Raw genomic sequence first — 14062 nt, forward strand, 5'->3', positions numbered from 1 at the left:
GCCAGCGCTTCATCGTCTGGCCCACCAGGTGTCTATGGCCCAGATTTCGCCGGTGGCATAAGGCGGCATGGTTGCTGGCCGCTCGAGTCGCCAGCGGTTGTAGACCATGCGGTGCGTGTTGGCGCTCCACTGCGGCACCAGATAGTGGCTGTGGCTGATGACGCGGTCGAGCGCGCGGCAAGCGGCAAGAAATTCAGGCTTGCTGGCGGCGTCGACCATGTGGGCGATGAGCGCGTCCACCGCCGGCTGGGCCACACCGGCGAAGTTGCCCGAGTCTTCGGTAGCGGCGGCCTGGCTGCCAAACAAGTCGGCGTATTCGGAGCCGGGGTTGTGCGTGCCGCCAAAGGCCAGCGAGATGATGTCGTAGTCGAACTGGCGCAGACGCTGCTGATAGAGCGCAAAGTCGACCGGACGAAAATTGAGCTCGATGCCCAGCTTGTTGAGGTTGCGCGCCCAGGGTGCGACCACGCGCGCGCCGCCGGCGGCGCTGTCGAGGTACTCCAGCACCAGCGGCTGGCCCTGGGCGTTGCGCAAGCGGCCGTCCTGCACGGTCCAGCCGGCTTCGCGCAGCAGCGCCTGCGCGCGGCGCAGGTTGGCGCGCAGCGAGTGTTCGCCGTCGGTGCGCGGCGGCTGCGCCATGGGGCCGAACACCGCTGCTGGCAGTTGCTCGCGCCAGGGCTGCAGCAGCGCTTGCTCGGCGGGTGCGGGCACACCGCTGGGCGCGCAGTCGGTATTGCCAAACAGCCCCTGCACGCGCTGGTAGGCGTTGTGGAACAACTGGCGGTTCATCCACTCGTAGTCCAGCGCCAGGCCCAGCGCCTGGCGCACCCGAATGTCGTCCAGCGGGGGGCGGCGCGTATTGAGCACATAGCTCTGAAAGCCGCTGGGCAGCCGGTGGGTGAATTCGGCTTTGGCCAACTCGCCGCTGTCAAAGCGCCGACCGCTCAGGCGGCGCGCCCAGTCGCCGGCGGAGAAAAAACGCTTCAGGTCGATTGCACCGGTGCGCAGGGCTTCGAGCCGGGCGGTGTTGTCGCGGTAGATTTTCACCACGATGCGGTCGAAATTGGCCTTGCCCCGGCGCACCGGCAGATCGCGCGCCCAATGATTGGGGTCGCGCACATAGGTGATGTCGCGGCCAAAACGCATCGAACCGATGCGGTAGGGGCCGCTGCCGATCGGGGTGTCCATCACCACCTGGTCAAAACTTTTGCGCTGGCCGGTTTTGGGGTCGACGACGTCGCCCCAGGCGCGGCTGAATATCGGCAGGCTGCCGACGATCAGCGGCAGCTCGCGGTTCGCTTGCCTGAAGCGAAAGCGCACCGTGTGCGGGTCCAGCACGTCGAGCCCGGCGACGTCGCGCAAAATGGTCTTGAAGACCGGCGAGGTGTGCGGCCCCAGCAGGGTGTCAAAGCTGTGCTTGACGTCGGCCGCCCACACCGGCTCTCCGTTATGAAAGCGCGCCTGCGGTCGCAGCCGAAACGTGACCGACAGGCCATCGGGGGCGGCGCTGACGTATTCGGCCAGCAAGCCATAGCCGGCGCCCGTTTCGTCCAGCGCGCCGGTCAACAGCGACTCGAACATCAGCTCGGACAAATAAGCCGGTGCGCTACCGCGCATGGTGAAGGGGTTTAATTTGTCGAAGGTGGAGGCGCGCAGGTTGCTCACCAGCCGCAACTCTCCCCCCTTGGGCGCGTGCGGGTTGACGTAGGCAAAGTGGCTGAAGTCGGGGGGGTACTTCAGCTCACCCCAGATCGCATAACCGTGCGCGGCAAAGGCCGCCGGGCCTGCCAGCAGCAGGGCCAAGGCAAGGCCCAGCGCGGCCAAACGGGAACGCAGGGGAAGACGGTGAATGCGCATGCGACAATTCTGCTGGAATTTTCACTGGAGACGGAACAATGGGTTTTCTCGCTGGCAAGAAATTGCTCATCACGGGCGTGTTGTCAAACCGCTCGATCGCCTACGGCATCGCCCGCGCCTGCCACCAGCAAGGCGCCGAGCTGGCGTTTAGCTACGTCGGTGAGCGCTTCAAGGCGCGCATCACCGAATTTGCAGCCGAATTCGATTCGACGCTGGTGTTTGACTGCGACGTGGGCGACGACGCACAGATCGAAAAAATGTTTGCCGACCTCGCGCAGGTCTGGCCGCGCTTTGACGGCTTGGTGCACAGCATCGGTTTTGCACCGCGCGAGGCCATTGCCGGCGACTTTCTGGACGGCTTGTCGCGCGAAAACTTTCGCATCGCGCACGACATCAGCGCCTACAGCTTTCCGGCCATGGCCAAAGCCGCGCTGCCGCTGCTCAACCCGAAGGCCGCGCTGCTGACGCTGACCTACCTGGGCGCGCTGCGCACCATTCCGCACTACAACACCATGGGGCTGGCCAAGGCCAGCCTGGAAGCCTCGGTGCGCTACCTGGCCGAATCGCTTGGCCCGCGCGGCATTCGCGTCAACGGCATCAGCGCCGGACCCATCAAGACCCTGGCCGCCAGCGGTATCAAAGACTTTGGCAAGCTGCTCGGCATGGTGGCCAGCGCTGCGCCGCTGCGGCGCAACGTGACGATAGAAGACGTCGGCAACGTGGCGGCCTTTTTGCTCTCTGACCTGGCCAGCGGCGTCACGGCCGAAATCAGCTACGTCGACGGCGGCTTCAGTCACACGGCCGGCATCAGCCGCGACAGCGAGTCGGTGGCCTGAAAGGGGCCGGGCGCGCGCGGCGCCGCCGGGGATGGCCAACCGAGTGCCGCCGTCAAAGCCGCTGCGCCACCCAGCCGCAGACCGATTGCAGCGCAGCGGGCAAGCCGCTGGCGTCATTGCCACCGGCCATTGCCAAGTCGGGCTTGCCCCCGCCCTTGCCGCCCACTTGCTGCGCCACGAAGTTGACCAACTCACCGGCTTTGACCCGGGCGCAGTGCTCGGGCGTGACGCCGGCGGCCAGTTGCACCTTGCCGCCATCGACCGAGGCCAGCACGACGACGGCCGACTTGAGTTTGTCTTTGAGCTTGTCCAGCGTCTCGCGCAAGGTTTTGGCGTCGGCACCTTCGAGCCGCGCCGCCAGCACCTTGACGCCCTTGACGTCGATGGCCTGCGCCAGCAGTTCGTCACCCTGCGCCGAAGCCAGCCGTCCCTTGAGCGCGGCGACTTCTTTTTCGCTTGCGCGCAGTTGCTCTTGCAAGGCGAGCACGCGCTGCGATACCTCGGACGGCAGCACCCGCAAGCTGTCGGCCACACCACCCAGGGCGGCCTCCATGCCCTGCACATAGCTCAGCGCGTTCAGTCCGGTGACGGCTTCGACGCGGCGCACGCCAGCGGCCACGCCGCCTTCGGCGACGATGCTGAACAAGCCAATGTCGCCGCTGCGCTGCACGTGCGTGCCGCCGCACAGTTCGCGGCTGGAGCCAATTTCCAGCACGCGCACAGTCTGGCCGTATTTTTCACCGAACAGCATCGCTGCGCCGGATTTCCTGGCGTCATCGATGTCCATCAGGTGCGCCTGGGTGGCGGCGTTGGCCAGCACCTCGGCGTTCACCAGCGCTTCCACCTGACGAATCTGGTCTGCGTTCAGCGGCGCGTGGTGGGTGAAGTCAAAGCGGGTGCGCTCGGGCGTGACCAGCGAGCCTTTTTGTTGCACGTGTGCGCCCAGCACCTCGCGCAGCGCCCGGTGCATCAGGTGCGTGGCGCTGTGGTTGCGCACCGTGGCCAAGCGCAGCGCGGCGTCGACGCGGGCGTGTACCTGGTCTCCCACGGCCAGGGTGCCTTGCTCCAGGCTGCCGTGGTGGGAAAAAACGTCGGCCTTGATTTTTTGCGTATCGGCGACGCAAAAGCGCGCCAGCACGCATTTTTCACCGCTGCACAGCTCTCCCTGGTCGCCCACCTGGCCGCCGCTCTCGGCGTAGAACGGTGTCTGATCGAGCACCACCACGCCGCTTTGGCCGGCCTTGAGTTCAGCCACCGGGGTGCCGTCTTGGTACAGTGCCAACACCTTGGCCTGGGTTTCGAGCTGTTCATGGCCGACGAAGCGGTTGGCGCTGCCGTGGTATTCCAGTGCGCGCTCCATCTTGAACTTGCCCGCAGCGCGGGCCTGGTTTTTTTGCTGCGCCATGGCGGCGTGGAAACCGGCCTCGTCGACAGTGACGCCACGTTCGCGGCACACGTCGGCGCAGAGGTCGAGTGGGAAGCCGTAGGTGTCGTGCAGCTTGAACGCCACCTCGCCCGGCAGCACGGCTTTTCCACCCTCCAGGGCAAGGTCGAGAATTTCCATGCCATGGGCGAGGGTTTCAAAAAAGCGCTCTTCCTCGGCCTTGAGCACCTCGGTGATGCGCTGTTGCTGCGCCGCCAGACGGGGGTAGGCAGCACCCATTTGCCGCACCAGTTCGGCCACCAGCTTATGAAAAAACGGCGTTTTGCAGCCCAGCTTGTAGCCGTGACGGATGGCGCGGCGCACAATGCGGCGCTGCACGTAGCCGCGCCCTTCGTTGCTGGGCAACACACCGTCGCTGGCCAAAAAAGCGCAGGCGCGAATGTGGTCGGCAATCACTTTGAGCGATGGGCTGTTCAGATCGCTGCAACCGGTGGCGAGCGCGCCCGCACGAATCAGCGCGGCAAAGATGTCGATCTCGTAGTTGCTGTGTACCTGCTGCAAGATGGCAGCGAGCCGCTCCAGGCCCATGCCGGTGTCGACGCAGGGCGCGGGCAGCGGCTTGAGCGAACCGTCGGTCTGCATGTCGAACTGCATGAACACGTTGTTCCAGATTTCGATGTAGCGGTCGCCGTCTTGCTCCGGACTGCCGGGCGGGCCACCGGCCACCTGCGGGCCGTGGTCGTAGAAGATTTCCGAGCACGGACCGCAGGGGCCGGTGTCGGCCATCATCCAGAAGTTGTCCGACTGGTATTTGCCGCCTTTGTTGTCACCGATGCGCACCACACGCTCGGCGGGCAAGCCGATTTCCCGCGTCCAGATGTCGTAAGCCTCGTCGTCGTCGATGTAAACCGTGGCCCACAGCCGCTCGGGCGGCAATTGGTAAACCTCGGTCAACAACTCCCAGGCCCAGGTGAGCGACTCGCGCTTGAAATAGTCGCCAAAGCTCCAGTTACCCAGCATCTCGAAGAAGGTGTGGTGGCGCGCGGTGTAGCCGACGTTCTCCAGATCGTTGTGCTTGCCACCGGCGCGCAGACAGGCCTGCACCGAAGCCGCGCGCACGTAGGGGCGCTGCTCGCTGCCGAGGAACACGTCTTTGAACTGCACCATGCCCGAATTGGTGAACATCAGCGTCGGGTCGTTGCCGGGCACCAGCGGGCTGCTGGCCACCACGGTATGGCCCTTGGCGGCGAAGAAGTCCAGAAAAGACGTGCGAATGTCGGCAACGGAAGCGGGACGGGTCATGGTGGTCTGTGGCGGTTCGATGGGAGGCGGGATGACGCACTCAAGCGCCGAACGGCGTATTTTCCAACACTTCGGGCCGGCTGCAAGGGCAGCGCTATGCTTGCGGCACTTTGCAAGCAATTGGAGGCCCGCACAATGGACGTCAAGCCCAATCCACTGACCCGGCTCAAAGACCCGACGCTGCTGAAAACCGACGCTCTCGTCAACGGGCAGTGGCTGGCAGGCCAGCAGCGTTTCGACGTTTTCGACCCCGCCACCGGCGCGCGGCTGGCCGACGTGGCCAACCTGGGCCCGGCGGCGGCCGAGCAAGCGATTGCCGCCGCCAACGCCGCCTGGCCAGCCTGGCGCAACAAAACCGCCAAAGAACGCAGCATTGTTTTGCGCCAGTGGTTCAATCTGCTGCTGGCCAACCAGGACGATCTGGCCACCTTGATGACCGCCGAACAGGGCAAACCCTGGGCTGAAGCCCGTGGCGAGGTGGCGTACGCTGCCAGCTTCGTCGAGTGGTACGCCGAAGAGGCCAAGCGCGTCAACGGCGAAACCCTGCCGCCGTTTGACAACAGCCGCCGCCTGCTGGTGCTCAGGCAGCCCATTGGCGTGTGCGCGGCCATCACGCCGTGGAACTTCCCGCTCGCCATGATCACGCGCAAGGTCGCACCGGCGCTGGCCGCCGGATGCCCGGTGATTATCAAACCGGCTGAACTCACGCCACTGACTGCGCTGGCGGCGGCCGAATTGGCACGGCGCGCCGGGCTGCCGGACGGCGTGCTCAACCTATTGACCGCCGACAGCGCGAATTCGATTGCGATCGGCCAGGTGCTCTGCGCCAGCGAGGTGGTGCGCCACCTCAGCTTTACCGGCAGCACCGAAGTCGGTCGTCTTCTGATGGCGCAGAGTGCGCCGACAGTGAAGAAGATGTCGCTCGAGCTGGGCGGCAATGCGCCCTTCATCGTGTTCGACGACGCCGACATCGACTCTGCCGTGGAAGGTGCTTTTGCCAGCAAGTACCGCAACGCCGGCCAGACCTGCGTTTGCTCCAACCGCATCTACGTGCAGGCCGGTGTGTACGACGCGTTTGTCAGCCGCTTTGCCTCCAAGGTCGCCAGCGTCAAGGTCGGCAACGGCTTCGATGAAGGCGTTAACCTGGGCCCGCTGATCGAACCGGCGGCGCTGGACAAGGTGCAGCGCCACCTGGACGACGCGCTGGCCAAAGGGGGTCGACTGGTGCTGGGCGGCAAGCGTCTGAGCCACTTAGGCAGCGGCCAGTTTTTTGAGCCGACCGTGCTGGCGCAGGCCAGCGCCGACATGTTGTGCGCACGCGAAGAAACCTTTGGGCCGTTTGCACCGGTGTTCAAATTTGACACCGAACAGCAAGCCATTGACGCTGCCAACGACACCGAATTCGGTCTGGCCAGTTACTTTTACAGCCGCGACGTGGGCCGCATCTTCCGCGTTGCCGAGGCGCTGGAATACGGCATGGTGGGCGTCAACGTCGGCATTTTGGCCACCGAGCACGTGCCCTTTGGAGGCGTCAAGCAGTCCGGCCTGGGCCGCGAAGGCTCGCGCCACGGCATCGACGACTATCTGGAGCTCAAGTACCTCTGCCTAGGCGACATACAGCGCTGAGCGCTGGTGTGCTGCGGCACTTCAGCGCTTGAGGCCGAGCGCGGCCAGCATCTTCTCGCTGTTCTTCTGCATTTGCTCTTGCATCTGCGAAAAAACGCCGCGCGACTGCTCCAGATAGTTGCCCATCATGGACTGCATCATGGGTGACTGCAGGTTCATGAACTGCTTCCATGCCTCGGGGTTGAAGCCACTGGAATGCTCGGCCATTTTGTGTTGCAAGTCCATGAAGATCTGAACGTTGCTCTCCAGATATGCGCCCATGAAGTCCTGCATGCTGTGACCATAAAACCGGATGATGTTGGCCAGCACCTGCTCGGTAAAGATCGGCACGCCGGCGGTTTCTTCTTCCAGAATGATTTGCAGCAAGATGCTGCGCGTGAGGTCGGTGTTGCTTTTTGCATCGCGCACCACGAAAGGCTTGCTGTCCATCACCAGCGACTTGACTTCCGTCAGCGTGATGTAGGTCGAGGTGTTGGTGTCGTAGAGTCGTCGATTCGGATATTTTTTGATCACCCGCACGCCATCCTGGCTGCTGGAGTCGAGATCGGTTTGCTTGCTTTGCACGACAGTTCTTTCAGAATGGGACGGCTCATGGGCCGTCGACACCACGCAACGCACCGGCTGACATTGTAAAAAACCAAGCGTCGCAGATCAGCAGGGGTGTTGCGGCAAGCCCGCCAAGGGCTGGAATGCGCGCACGCGCAGCAGTAAGAAGACCTCGACCCGGCCAGGGCCGCTTGTGAGTGCGTCAAGCACGAAGCCGCCGCGTCGCACAGCAGAACGCGGCAATCAATGTATGGCACTTGAGGGCAGCCCGATCTGGCCGGCTCGAACGACAGCCAGGGCTTTGGTGGGCGGTGCAGGGTTCGAACCTGCGACTTCCACCGTGTGAAGGTGGCACTCTACCGCTGAGTTAACCGCCCAACTGACTGGATTGATCAGATGGAAGCCTTGGATTCTATAGCGCTTTTTTCAGCTTGGCAGAAGCAGGGAATCAAAATGCCGAGATTTTTTCAACCCAAGCTTCGGGGCGCTATAATGCACGGCTTTTCTGGCACCCCCCGCCGGCCATACCAGTCAACAGGCGGGGAGCTTTGCAGAAACCTTGTCCGGGCCCGATCTTCCCGACATCTGTGTTCTGCTCATTCTGGAAACCAATCTTTCAATGACGACCGTCCGTGTAAAAGACAACGAACCCTTTGACGTCGCGCTGCGCCGCTTCAAACGCACCATCGAAAAACTCGGCCTGCTGACCGATCTGCGCGCACGCGAGTTTTACGAAAAGCCGACCGCCGAGCGCAAGCGCAAAAAAGCCGCAGCCGTCAAGCGCCACTACAAGCGGGTTCGTTCCATGCAGTTGCCCAAGAAGCTGTTCTGAGCGTCGAAGTCGCCGCAAAAGCCCGCCCCAGGACCTTGTGGCGGGCTTTTTTGTTGTTCCTTCGTTTCCATTCCATCACCGCAGACCTGCTATGAACCTGAAAGAACGCATCACCGAAGACATGAAAGCCGCCATGCGCGCGCGCGACAGCCAACGCCTGGGCGCGATCCGCCTGCTGACGGCAGCGCTCAAGCAAAGGGAAGTCGACGAGCGCGTCGTGCTGGATGACGCGGCGGTGGTCGGTGTCGTTGACAAACTCATCAAGCAGCGCAAAGACAGCATCGAAGCCTTTACCCAGGCCGCGCGCCTGGATCTGGCCGATAAAGAGCGCGCCGAACTGCTGGTTCTGCAGGCCTATCTGCCGCAACGGCTGTCGGCTGAAGAAGTGAAAGCGGCCGTTGCGGCTGTCGTGGCCGAGGTGGCGACTGAATTCGGGCGCCAGCCGGGCGCTGCCGACATGGGTCGGGTCATGGCTGAGGTGAAAACCCGGCTGGCCGGACAGGCCGACATGGCGCTGGTGTCGGCTGCCGTCAAGGCGGCACTGGCGCGCTGAGACGCCCGCCCGGTTATTGAGAACTTCAACTGCCGGCCAGCTTCATGCGGTTGATCAGTATCGATCCAACCGTTTTGGCACCGTAGTTGTACTCATCGGCGCCCACCGCCTCTATGCCCAGAAACATGTCTTTCAGGTTGCCGGCGATGGTGATCTCATGCACCGGATAGACAATGACACCGTTTTCCACCCAGTAGCCGCTGGCGCCGCGCGAGTAGTCGCCGGTGACGTAGTTGACGCCCTGCCCCATCAGCTCGGTCACGAACAGGCCGCGCCCGAGTTTTTTCAACATGGCACATAAGTCATCGGCCGGGTCTGTCAGGCGGCTGCTCAGTCTGAGGTTGTGCGAGCCGCCCGCATTGCCACTGGTGCGCAGGCCGAGCTTGCGCGCCGAGTAGCTGGACAGAAAATACCCCTGCACCTGACCGCTGGCGAGTACCTTGCGCGGCACCGTGCGCACGCCCTCGTCGTCAAACGGCGCACTGCCCTTGCCGCTGCGGATGTGCGGGTCTTCGTCGATGTCCAGGTGTTCGGACAGCACCCGTTGACCCAGGCTGTCGTGCAAGAAAGTGGTCTTTCGATACAGCGCGCCACCGCTGGTGGCTTGCACATAAGCGCCCAGCAAGCCGGCCGCCAAGGGCGACTCAAACAACACCGGGCACTCGGTGGTGGCGATTTTTCTCCCCCCCAGGCGCGCCAGCGCGCGTTGCGCGGCGTAGCGCCCGACCGCTTGCGGGCTGGCCAGGTTCTGGGGCGCGCGCTGCGAGCTATGCCAGTAATCGCGCTGCATCTGATCGCCCTTGCCGGCAATGGGCGCGACCGACAAGCTGTGCCGCGAACTGGCGTAGCCGCCGCTGAAAATGCCGGGCCGAGCGCGTTCACCGCCGCGCATGTGGGCGCTGAAAAAATGCGATTGCTGCGCCGAGATGCCGGCGCCTTCGCTGTTGCTGATTTTTTTGCTGGTGGCAAAGGCTGCCGATTCGCACTCGAGCGCGATGCGAAGCGCCTGTTCGGCGTCGATGACCCAGGGGTGAAACAAATCCAGATCGGGATAATCGTCGGCCACGTCGGCCGCGTCGGGCAGGCCCGCCACCGGGTCTTCAGCGGTGAAGCGGGCAATGTCGTAAGCGGCTTGCACGGTTTGGCAAATCGCTGCCGGGGAAAAATCGGAGCTGGAGGCATTGCCGCGTTTTTGTCCCAGATACACCGTCACGCTCAGCGCTTTGTCGCGGTTGCGTTCGACGTTTTCCAGCTCGCCTTTGCGCACCGACACGCTCAAGCCCGCGCCTTCCGACACGTCGACCGCAGCATCGGCTGCACCGAGTTTTTTTGCCTGCGCCAGTGCCAGATCAGCCAGTTGCTCGAACTGGCTGCGGGCGTACTGGAAGCCGACCAAAGGGGTTCTTTCGTCGGCGCTCAGGTCAGCAGCAGGCAAGGCTTGGGTGGCGCGGGCACGCTGGTTGGGTCGCTGTGTGTTTTTCATATGGGCGGCTATGATACTTGCCGGCCCGTGCCGCGCAGCAAAATCTGCGCCACGAGGACGCCCTCAAAGACATTTTGTAGTTGAAATTTTTTCATGTCACGCAAACCCGCCAAAGGCTATTTCGTCCGGGGTCAGTTTGTTGCCGAAGGCAGCGAGCTGGATCTGGAGCTCAAACGCGAACTCAAGGGTTCGGTTGACATGAGCAAAACCGATCTCAAGAAGCACAGCGACCAGTTGCAAGCACTGGGTGAAGGCCTGTTGACGCTGGGCGGCAGCTTGATGGCTGCTTTGCTTGATGCGCACCAGTTGCCGGAAAAACTGCTCGACGCCGTGGCCGAAGCCAAGCGCATCAGCAACTTCGAGGGACGACGCCGACAGATGCAGTATATCGGCAAGCTGATGCGTCGGCTAGACCCGAGCGCTGTCGCGGCGATCGAGGCCGCGCTGCAGGAGCAGCACAAACCCTCGGCGCTCGCCACGCTGGCGCTGCACCAGGCCGAGCAGTGGCGCGATCGCCTGCTGGCCGACGACGCCGCGCTAACGCACTGGCTAGAGATCGACCCACAAGCCGATGCGCAGCAACTGCGCGCGCTGATTCGGCAGGCGCGCAAAGACGTGCAGACGGCGCCTGCGCAGCAGCACGCGGGCGCCGCATTGCGCCACGGAAAAGCCTATCGCGATATTTTTCAGCTCGTCAAGGCCTCGCTGGCGCAAGACAGCGCCGACGCCAGTGCAGCCTTTGTCGCGCACGAGGATCACCTGCCATGACCCCCCCTGCCCCGCACCGCTCTGAAGCCGCTGCGCCGGTTCGCATCGGCATCGTCTCGATCAGCGACCGCGCCAGCAGCGGCGTCTATCCCGACCTGGGCCTGCCGGCCCTGCAAGACTGGCTGCGCCGGGCGCTGAAAAACCCGATTCACTTTGAGCCGCGTCTGATCCCGGACGATCAAGCCGGCATCAGCGCCACCCTGATCGAATTGGTAGACGCTGCTTGCGCGCTGGTGCTGACCACCGGCGGCACCGGCCCCGCGCCGCGCGACCTCACACCCGAGGCCACATTGGCGGTGGCAGAAAAAGAAATGCCAGGCTTTGGCGAACAGATGCGACGCATCAGCCTGGCCTTTGTGCCCACCGCCATTTTGTCGCGCCAGGTGGCGGTGATTCGTGGCCACTGCCTCATCATCAACCTGCCGGGCCAGCCCAAGGCGATTGCCCAGACACTGGAAGGTCTGAGAGACGGCGACGGAAAATCGGTCCAGGACGGCATTTTTGCCGCCGTTCCGTACTGCATAGACCTGATCGGCGGACCCTATCTGGAAACCCACGACGAGGTCTGCGCCGCTTTTCGTCCCCAGTCGGCACGGCAGCCAAAGCCTTAATCAGAGCCCAAGCTTCGTATGAAAATCTGCAAAGATAGCGTCGTCACCCTCAGCTTTCGCGCCAGCGACACGCAGGGCAATCTGTTGGAATACGGCAAGGAGCCGCGCGCCTACTTGCATGGCGGCTACCACAACACCTTGCCCGGCATTGAAAAAGCCCTTGAAGGACAAGAAAAAGGCTATCAAGCCAGGCTGGTGTTGGCGCCTGAAGACGCCTTTGGCCTGCGCGATGAAAGCCTGCTGCGCAGCATTCCCAAAAGCAGTTTTCCACCCGGCGTCAAAGTGGGTGGTCAACTTGAGGGCAGAGACGAGAACGGCCGCGAACAGGTTTTTACGGTGCAAAAAATCAAGGGCGATACGGTGCTGCTGGACGGCAACCACCCGCTGGCCGGGCAGACGCTGCGCTTGGCGGTGACGGTGATCGACGTGCGCCCCGCCAGCGCCGACGAAATCAGGCACGGACACGCGCACGGCGCCCACGGACACCGGCACTGACACAGAAACAAGCGCTGCTTGAGACCTGGCGTGGTGTTGCCCGCAGCGCGTGCGGGCCGCTGCAGCCGCGCTGTGGGCAGACCCGCACACGGGCTTGGCCCGTGTGCGGCGGGGAAGAAAAATCAGCGCTGCGCCAGAGGCTGCACGTCCCGGCGGCTGGCGCCGGTGAAAAGCTGGCGCGGACGGCCGATTTTGTACTCGGGGTCGCTGATCATTTCGTTGAGCTGCGCGATCCAGCCGACGGTGCGCGCCAGCGCAAAAATGCCGGTGAACAGATTGACTGGAATGCCTATCGCGCGCTGCACGATGCCGGAGTAGAAGTCCACGTTCGGGTACAGCTTGCGCGAGACGAAGTAATTGTCTTCCAGCGCAATTTTTTCCAGCTCTTTGGCCAGTTTGAACAAGGGGTCATTTTCCAGCCCGAGTTCGCCCAGCACCTCGTTGCAGGTTTCTTGCATCAGCTTGGCGCGCGGGTCGTAGTTTTTGTAAACGCGGTGACCAAATCCCATCAGTTTGACGCCGGAATTTTTGTCCTTCACCTTCTCCATGAACTCGCCCACTTTGGCCACGCCGCCGTTGCGCTGGATGTCTTCCAGCATGTTCAGGCAGGCCTCGTTGGCGCCGCCGTGGGCCGGGCCCCACAGACAGGCCACACCAGCGGCAATGGCGGCAAACGGGTTGGTGCCGGAGGAGCCGCACAGGCGCACGGTGGAGGTGGAAGCGTTTTGCTCGTGGTCGGCGTGCAGAATGAAGATGCGGTCCAGCGCGCGTTCCAGCACCGGGTTGACCACGTACTCTTCGCAGGGCGTGCCAAACATCATGCGCAGGAAGTTGCCTGCGTAGCTCAGGTCGTTGCGCGGATACATATAGGGCTGACCGACGCCGTATTTATAGGCCATGGCCACCAGGGTCGGCATTTTTCCGATCAGGCGGATGGCTGCGACTTTGCGGTGCTCGGGGTTGTTGATGTCGGTGCTGTCGTGGTAGAAGGCAGAGAGCGCGCCGATCAGACCGGTGAGGACCGCCATCGGATGCGCGTCGCGACGAAAACCACGCAAGAAGAACTGCATCTGCTCATGCACCATGGTGTGGTTGATCACCAGCTTGTGAAAATCTTGGCGCTCTTGAGCGCCGGGCAGATCGCCATTGAGCAGCAGGTAGCAGGTATCAAGGTAGTCGCACTGGGTGGCCAGTTGCTCGATCGGGTAGCCGCGGTACAGCAGCTCGCCCTTGTCGCCGTCGATGTAGGTGATGGCCGACTGGCACGAAGCGGTAGAGAGGAAACCGGGGTCGTAGGTGAACAGGCCGGTTTGCCCGTAGAGCTTGCGGATGTCTATCACGTCCGGGCCGATACTGCCGCCGTACACAGGCAGCTCCATGCTGGGGCTGCCGTTGGAGAACGACAGGGTGGCTTTGTTGTCTACGAGTTTCATGCGATTTCCTCCTGGGTGGTTTTTTAAACGGGTTGCACTGAGGCGCGCAGCAACGCCAATACGCGGATCACATCGTCACGGGCCAAATCATCTGGCGCAACCGTTCTTGCGAGCAGCAAATCAAGCAAATCGTGATCAGATAAATCCATCAACTCGCCCAGGGCATGGGCTTGTCTGACGGTCAGGCTGGCTTCGTGTCGGGCAAAAAAACGCTGGATGAACAGGTCGTTCTCCAGCAGCCCGCGGCGGCAGCGCCAGCGCAGCTTGCTCAAGGCACGCGGGTCGAGCAAGGCGTCGGGTTCGGTGTTGCCAGTCATGAAGCGGGACATGCAGGTT

Annotated in this window: 13 protein-coding genes and 1 tRNA gene; 7 read left to right on the forward strand and 7 right to left on the reverse strand. The window is 63.1% G+C overall.

What is annotated here, in order from left to right:
* Positions 1–9: 9 nt before the first annotated feature.
* Positions 10–1857 carry an extracellular solute-binding protein gene (locus EST26_RS04945; protein WP_291065783.1) on the reverse strand — a complete coding sequence of 616 codons (1848 nt, stop codon included), beginning with the start codon at positions 1855–1857 and terminating at the stop codon, positions 10–12.
* A 38-nt stretch (positions 1858–1895) separates the two neighbouring features.
* On the opposite strand from EST26_RS04945, the gene fabI reads away from it, so the two are divergent.
* Positions 1896–2693 (forward strand): enoyl-ACP reductase FabI, encoded by a 798-nt coding sequence (gene fabI / locus EST26_RS04950; RefSeq protein WP_291065784.1) that lies wholly within the window; start codon positions 1896–1898, stop codon positions 2691–2693.
* 52 nt (positions 2694–2745) lie between these two features.
* Here fabI and alaS read toward each other — a convergent pair whose 3' ends face one another.
* Positions 2746–5379: an alanine--tRNA ligase gene (gene alaS / locus EST26_RS04955; protein ID WP_291065786.1), complete on the reverse strand. Its 2634-nt coding sequence runs from the start codon at positions 5377–5379 to the stop codon at positions 2746–2748.
* A 135-nt stretch (positions 5380–5514) separates the two neighbouring features.
* On the opposite strand from alaS, the gene EST26_RS04960 reads away from it, so the two are divergent.
* Positions 5515–7005, forward strand: a complete 1491-nt coding sequence (locus tag EST26_RS04960) for an NAD-dependent succinate-semialdehyde dehydrogenase (protein ID WP_291065788.1) — start codon at positions 5515–5517, stop codon at positions 7003–7005.
* Positions 7006–7026: 21 nt separating this feature from the next.
* On the opposite strand, the gene phaR is transcribed toward EST26_RS04960, so the two are convergent.
* Together phaR and EST26_RS04970 are read right to left on the reverse strand one after the other, a co-directional pair.
* A complete protein-coding gene (gene phaR, locus EST26_RS04965; protein ID WP_291065791.1) occupies positions 7027–7569 on the reverse strand; it encodes a polyhydroxyalkanoate synthesis repressor PhaR in 543 nt (180 codons plus the stop codon).
* Positions 7570–7853: 284 nt separating this feature from the next.
* Positions 7854–7928 (reverse strand) — tRNA-Val (locus EST26_RS04970).
* A gap of 242 nt (positions 7929–8170) precedes the next feature.
* Between EST26_RS04970 and rpsU the strand changes: the two genes are divergently transcribed.
* Positions 8171–8383, forward strand: coding sequence for a 30S ribosomal protein S21 (gene rpsU / locus EST26_RS04975; RefSeq protein ID WP_291065793.1), 213 nt, complete (start codon positions 8171–8173; stop codon positions 8381–8383).
* A 91-nt stretch (positions 8384–8474) separates the two neighbouring features.
* Complete coding sequence (locus EST26_RS04980) at positions 8475–8936, forward strand: GatB/YqeY domain-containing protein (protein WP_291065794.1); 462 nt, start codon at positions 8475–8477, stop codon at positions 8934–8936.
* A gap of 25 nt (positions 8937–8961) precedes the next feature.
* Here the strand turns inward: EST26_RS04980 and pmbA are convergent, their stop codons facing one another.
* Positions 8962–10419: a metalloprotease PmbA gene (gene pmbA / locus EST26_RS04985; RefSeq protein WP_291065796.1), complete on the reverse strand. Its 1458-nt coding sequence runs from the start codon at positions 10417–10419 to the stop codon at positions 8962–8964.
* Between the two features lie 93 nt (positions 10420–10512).
* Here pmbA and yjgA point away from each other — a divergent pair, with 93 nt between their 5' ends.
* From yjgA to EST26_RS05000, 3 genes are read left to right on the forward strand one after another with little or no spacing between them, the layout of a single operon-like run.
* Positions 10513–11187, forward strand: coding sequence for a ribosome biogenesis factor YjgA (yjgA, locus tag EST26_RS04990; RefSeq protein ID WP_291065798.1), 675 nt, complete (start codon positions 10513–10515; stop codon positions 11185–11187).
* Complete coding sequence (gene mog, locus EST26_RS04995) at positions 11184–11798, forward strand: molybdopterin adenylyltransferase (RefSeq protein ID WP_291065800.1); 615 nt, start codon at positions 11184–11186, stop codon at positions 11796–11798. The genes yjgA and mog overlap by 4 nt, the downstream gene beginning before the upstream one ends.
* 18 nt (positions 11799–11816) lie before the next feature.
* Entirely contained in the window at positions 11817–12293 is a 477-nt protein-coding gene (locus EST26_RS05000; RefSeq protein ID WP_291065802.1) for a peptidylprolyl isomerase, read from the forward strand.
* 122 nt (positions 12294–12415) lie between these two features.
* Here the strand turns inward: EST26_RS05000 and gltA are convergent, their stop codons facing one another.
* Together gltA and EST26_RS05010 are read right to left on the reverse strand one after the other, a co-directional pair.
* On the reverse strand, positions 12416–13726 hold the full coding sequence (gene gltA / locus EST26_RS05005; protein ID WP_291065803.1) for a citrate synthase: 1311 nt from the start codon (positions 13724–13726) through the stop codon (positions 12416–12418).
* 23 nt (positions 13727–13749) lie between these two features.
* Positions 13750–14055: a succinate dehydrogenase assembly factor 2 gene (locus EST26_RS05010; protein ID WP_291065805.1), complete on the reverse strand. Its 306-nt coding sequence runs from the start codon at positions 14053–14055 to the stop codon at positions 13750–13752.
* Positions 14056–14062 lie beyond the last annotated feature (7 nt).

Source organism: Hydrogenophaga sp., assembly GCF_014773545.1.
Lineage (GTDB): Bacteria > Pseudomonadota > Gammaproteobacteria > Burkholderiales > Burkholderiaceae_C > Hydrogenophaga.

Excerpts from the sequence above, each read along its gene's own strand:
- EST26_RS04945 (WP_291065783.1), bottom strand. The coding sequence starts at position 1,857 with ATGCGCATTCACCGTCTTCCCCTGCGTTCCCGTTTGGCCGCGCTGGGC.
- fabI (WP_291065784.1), top strand. The coding sequence starts at position 1,896 with ATGGGTTTTCTCGCTGGCAAGAAATTGCTCATCACGGGCGTGTTGTCA.
- alaS (WP_291065786.1), bottom strand. The coding sequence starts at position 5,379 with ATGACCCGTCCCGCTTCCGTTGCCGACATTCGCACGTCTTTTCTGGAC.
- EST26_RS04960 (WP_291065788.1), top strand. The coding sequence starts at position 5,515 with ATGGACGTCAAGCCCAATCCACTGACCCGGCTCAAAGACCCGACGCTG.
- rpsU (WP_291065793.1), top strand. The coding sequence starts at position 8,171 with ATGACGACCGTCCGTGTAAAAGACAACGAACCCTTTGACGTCGCGCTG.
- EST26_RS04980 (WP_291065794.1), top strand. The coding sequence starts at position 8,475 with ATGAACCTGAAAGAACGCATCACCGAAGACATGAAAGCCGCCATGCGC.
- pmbA (WP_291065796.1), bottom strand. The coding sequence starts at position 10,419 with ATGAAAAACACACAGCGACCCAACCAGCGTGCCCGCGCCACCCAAGCC.
- yjgA (WP_291065798.1), top strand. The coding sequence starts at position 10,513 with ATGTCACGCAAACCCGCCAAAGGCTATTTCGTCCGGGGTCAGTTTGTT.
- mog (WP_291065800.1), top strand. The coding sequence starts at position 11,184 with ATGACCCCCCCTGCCCCGCACCGCTCTGAAGCCGCTGCGCCGGTTCGC.
- EST26_RS05000 (WP_291065802.1), top strand. The coding sequence starts at position 11,817 with ATGAAAATCTGCAAAGATAGCGTCGTCACCCTCAGCTTTCGCGCCAGC.
- gltA (WP_291065803.1), bottom strand. The coding sequence starts at position 13,726 with ATGAAACTCGTAGACAACAAAGCCACCCTGTCGTTCTCCAACGGCAGC.
- EST26_RS05010 (WP_291065805.1), bottom strand. The coding sequence starts at position 14,055 with ATGTCCCGCTTCATGACTGGCAACACCGAACCCGACGCCTTGCTCGAC.